This window comes from Psychrobacter sp. T6-1, assembly GCF_052258445.1.
The window spans coordinates 1-4,561 of sequence record NZ_JBQQFC010000199.1; the positions used below are offsets into that span (position 1 = coordinate 1).

At 38.5% G+C, this 4,561-nt stretch carries 4 protein-coding genes; 1 reads left to right on the forward strand and 3 read right to left on the reverse strand.

Annotated elements, in window-relative coordinates; genetic code table 11:
• Positions 1-1,319: fused MFS/spermidine synthase (locus ACTXGO_RS09990; RefSeq protein WP_443574287.1), on the reverse strand; the 1,319-nt coding region annotated here is incomplete at its 3' end.
• Positions 1,320-1,512: 193 nt separating this feature from the next.
• Between ACTXGO_RS09990 and ACTXGO_RS09995 the strand changes: the two genes are divergently transcribed.
• The gene (locus ACTXGO_RS09995; RefSeq protein ID WP_443574289.1) at positions 1,513-3,387 is read left to right on the forward strand and encodes an O-antigen ligase family protein; all 1,875 of its coding nucleotides are present in this window, start codon (positions 1,513-1,515) and stop codon (positions 3,385-3,387) included.
• 2 nt (positions 3,388-3,389) lie between these two features.
• Here ACTXGO_RS09995 and ACTXGO_RS10000 read toward each other — a convergent pair whose 3' ends face one another.
• Both ACTXGO_RS10000 and ACTXGO_RS10005 read right to left on the reverse strand, forming a co-directional pair.
• Complete coding sequence (locus tag ACTXGO_RS10000) at positions 3,390-3,755, reverse strand: prepilin-type N-terminal cleavage/methylation domain-containing protein (protein WP_443574291.1); 366 nt, start codon at positions 3,753-3,755, stop codon at positions 3,390-3,392.
• A 144-nt stretch (positions 3,756-3,899) separates the two neighbouring features.
• Positions 3,900-4,238, reverse strand: a complete 339-nt coding sequence (locus ACTXGO_RS10005) for a prepilin-type N-terminal cleavage/methylation domain-containing protein (RefSeq protein ID WP_443574293.1) — start codon at positions 4,236-4,238, stop codon at positions 3,900-3,902.
• Between the last annotated feature and the right edge of the window lie 323 nt (positions 4,239-4,561).

Below are 4,561 nucleotides of genomic sequence, written 5' to 3' on the forward strand. Positions count from 1 at the left end.
GCGGAATCGCCAAACACTTCAACCCAGTTCTTTAAGATGGTTTGGGTGTAGCCGTGCTCGCTATTGGGCATGCCAATCACGTTTGCCATAATGTATTGGCTATTGGCTTTGAACCCAGTCAGCGCCTCTAGGGTATATAAGTTACTCGCGACAAATCGCCCTTGAAAAGCATCAATCAACATAAAGTCATAACGTGCTTGCGCGTTACGGGTCAAATAGCCGCGCGCATCATCGCCTATGAACTTGATATTGGGCGCAATCGGTGCTTTTAAAAAGTGTTCTTCGATAATCTTGGGTAAGCCTTTATCAATATCGATCACGGTCAGCGCCATATCTGGATTGTGATGCGCCACCTCGCTTGGTGTACCCATACCCGCGCCGCCTAGGAAAACCAACGTCTCAGGCGCAATCTCATCAATCGCCTCTACCGTGATCTTGCCATACCAATGACAGTTCTTTTTGGGCAGATATATCCAGCAGCTGCTCGTTGACAGTCCGGGCTTATCAGTGATAGTCACTGCCAGCTGATGATCGATAACCGTCTGGTTGATGAACCAAGCGCCCGTCGCGGTCTGATAGCCTGTATCGGTTTTGTTCAAAAATATAAAGCCTGCAGTCATTACAAACGCCGATAGCGCTAACATATAGTTAAGCGTCGGCGTAGATAGGCTCACAGGCTCGTCGCTCTGTATATGTATAGCGAGCTTGGTACATAGATAGCTACTGATCGCAAGGGCGGCGATAAATAGCGCCAAGCTACTCATCAGGCCAATATAAGGCAGTAGTATAATTGGCGTCAGCGTCGAGCCAAGCACACTACCGATGGTGGTAATCGCTACCATCATCCCCGCGTTTTTGCCCGCATCGACACTGCCATTATTGTCCAAGCTTTTATATTTCAATGATAAAAACTGGGTAATCAGTGGAATCGCCGTTGAGCCAAATGCCAACCCTACCCCAAACAACAAGCCAACACCGATAGCCGCGAGGATTGGACTATCGGTGCTAGCAGTCATGACCGCAAGTAATGGCAATTGAATAATACAGGCAATCGCGTGAGAGATAGCAGACAAGGACAAGACGTGCCCTGCTTTTAATAGTGCTTGTCTTGGGGTATGGATATCTTGGGATAGACGTCCGCCATACCAGTAGCCCACGGCGATGGCGATTAGCACCATCGCGAGGATGACACCTGTGATAGAGATAGACGAGCCGATATACGTCGCAGAGATACGAATGGCATAGATCTCGATACCGAGACCAGCAAAGCCCTCTAGTAGTGCAATAACGAGACAGATCCCCAAGACTTTCTTTTGCATAGCACGACTCATCAGCACAATATTTTGTGATGATTTTACACTATTCTGGGTGGGGCGTGATGGTGGGTATTAAACCGTGAACTTAAAAAAATACGTATAAACTTAAGTTTTAAAAGGTTTGATTTCTATGATTTACTTGAGTAATTGGTTTATCATTGCCGACTACAGAAAGTATGACTAAGAGACTTAGAGTATGGCTATAATTTCAAAAGAGCGCACGTTTACTTTAGAAAAATTGAAAAATGTTAGTACATACGATTTATCTGGTTTTTTTTTATTTATGCTGATGTTTTTACCGTTTATGATATTCAAAAGAACATCACCTCAGTTTGCATTTTATCCTGAAATAGCTAGCGCAATTCTAGTATCACTTTTTCTTCTTTTTTCTTCTCTTAATAAAAAATCAATTAATCTTAGTAATCGCGTTCCTATCTATTTCTTTGCAATTGCGCTATGCCTCACTTTTGATCTTTTAATAAATCCACCCGTATATATATCGATTAGTTTCCTATATATAGGAGTCTTAACGTTAGGTGCTTTTCTCTCACAAAGTGTGATAGATAGCTTAGAGAAACCTCAAGAACAAAGATTAGTTTATATTGTTTTTTCGGGTCTAGTAGTCGGTGCAATACTACAAGATATAGTAATTCTATTGCAGATACTACATCTAGAATGGTTGTACGGTTGGATATTCTACCTCGATGAAGGAAAGTCATACTCTGGTAATATAGGTCAAAGAAACATGACCGCTCATTATTTGTTTTGGGGTATATTGGCAACGAGTTATCTATTATATAAGAATAAGCTAACTATCTTAAATGGATATACACTCATTATATTACAGGCTATATTTCTGGGATTTATAAATTCTAGAAGCTCAATTGTCTACTTAGTAGTCATATCTTGTTTGCTACCTATTATATATTTTTGGCAGCATCATCTATCAAAGCGAATTTTTAAAATACTGTTTATCACTTTATTACTGATACTTATATTTCAATTTTTATCCTTACCACTACTGGCTCTAACTCAGCATAATGAATTAATCAGTAGTAATAGTATCAGCCGATTGTCAAATATATCTAATATCAACCTTAGAACAGCAGAATGGCATAAAGCTTGGCTGATATTTTTAGATCACCCTTTCTTTGGTAGTGGGTGGAATAGCTATGGCTATGAGGGGTTTGTTAAGTTTTCAGATGTAAGATCAAGCGATGTATATATCGTTGGTCATTTTTCGGCGCATACTCACAATCTACTTTTTAATTTTTTAGCTGAAACTGGCATATTTGGTACTGTCATTGTAGTAGGTGGGTTTTTGTATTTGCTCAGTCCCTTATTATCTATACCCTGGAAGCCTGAGACTCTAGTCCTTCTTTTGATGGTCACTGTCTCAGTCATACACAGTATGCTAGAGTATCCGCTTTGGTACTCTCATTTTTTCTTAGTATTTGTCGTTCTATTAACGCTTCTTCATCATTCAATAAGATCCGTCAAGAATATTAAAGTTACGCACCCTATCGTAAGACTAATCATGTTTGTCATTTCGATAACTTACTTGACAGTAAGTCTAAATTTATATGTTAGCTATAGTGAGCTTGATAAATTATATTATCGATTCATTGACGATAATACCCCTGAAGAAAAGGTCGTCACTGCTGTAAAGATGTTGGAGATAGCAGACAAGCAACCACTGCTACGTGCCTATGCTGATATAAAGTCTGTTGACTATCTGCGTCTAGTTCCTAGCGACAAGATTCCCTCAAAATTCGATGACCCTTTAAGAAGATACGCGCATTATACTCCGTTTCCAACTGCTGGAATATACTATCTAATTACCCAATGTGATAACACTGGCAATTGGAGTGGCGAGGATTGGCAATATTACAGTTATTTAAGTTATCAGTATAAAGAGGCAGTGCCTAATTTTAGTATCATAATGTCTATGACGGATAGCTGCCCTATTGTTTATAAAGAAGTAAATAAACAATGTAAGGAGTATGAAGGAGGTCTTGGAGATAATGTGTGTTCTATGGATGAAGCTAAAGCTAGTTTTAGTAAAAAATAGTATTAAGGCAATACCATACAGGTCGTCGTTCCATTAGGGATATTACATTCTATGCGAGCGTCAGAAGGAGATTTTGCAATAGCGACAATTTTTTGCTGGGTCGCTGCTGTCCAGCCATTAGCATCGGTAATAGACTGACAAGCGTTAATATTGGGGGCTACTGGTACTGAACCGCTATCATAATCATTAAGCAAAATAAACACTTGATCACTATAGTTTTTGACTTCTGACAAACAAGCATTTCTCTGAGACTTACTTACATAATTTTGATAAGCAGGTATAGCGATAGCAGCCAATATTCCAATGATAGCGACTACGATCATTAGCTCTATTAACGTAAAACCTTTTTGACTTTGTCTAGAAATCATTGGTTTTGAACCTCCATTTCATATCAACGTGGATTATTGGTTACAGCTTCTATTTACTAAAGTAAGGTATAAAAAAAGCCAAACTTAAAGTTCGGCTCTTATAAAAAATTTCAAGTCATAATAGTTTAATTTAAGAATAATGGTTTACAACAAAGTACAAATAACGCCATTATCCATAGCACACGATACTTTAGAATTTTCGCCATTACGAATTGTACCAATTACTGGCGTAGTAACTGCCGTTGGTGTAGTAATGTTACTACAAGCGTTTGCATTCGGAGCTGGTACAGAACTAGCACCTTCAGGGTCTGTTAATGCAATATAAGCTGTATTTGCATAAGCTTTAGTTTCAGCTTCACAAGATGTATCAGACGAACGTTGAGTATAATTCTGATAAGCAGGAATTGCGATAGCAGCCAAGATACCGATAATAGCAACCACGATCATTAGTTCGATTAAGGTAAAACCTTTTTGAGTGTTCATAGGAACTCCTTTAGGGATAGTACGAAGATATCTTTATCTTCAGTTATAAGGGTAATGCTTTCTTATCTTAGTTGTTGCATGTAGTGTGCCAAGTTATCGCTCTATGTTCTTCTATGTTGATATGTATTTGCCTTGAACGCTTTTAAATAGTTGTTAAATCAGAAATTTAAGTCTAGTAACACCGAAATACTACTATATGTTACTCATTACTTACTCAAAATTGTCAGTACAGATATTTATTATGTATTTTGCATCCTATTTACTGACGTTTTTTGTCAATGACTTATTCATTATTGCCATTCGCTACCTGACCCGCAATAAGT

What these genes read in the sequence shown, in the direction of transcription:
- ACTXGO_RS10005 (WP_443574293.1), bottom strand. Translation starts at nt 4,238, where the DNA reads ATGAACACTCAAAAAGGTTTTACCTTAATCGAACTAATGATCGTGGTT.
- ACTXGO_RS10000 (WP_443574291.1), bottom strand. Translation starts at nt 3,755, where the DNA reads ATGATTTCTAGACAAAGTCAAAAAGGTTTTACGTTAATAGAGCTAATG.
- ACTXGO_RS09995 (WP_443574289.1), top strand. Translation starts at nt 1,513, where the DNA reads ATGGCTATAATTTCAAAAGAGCGCACGTTTACTTTAGAAAAATTGAAA.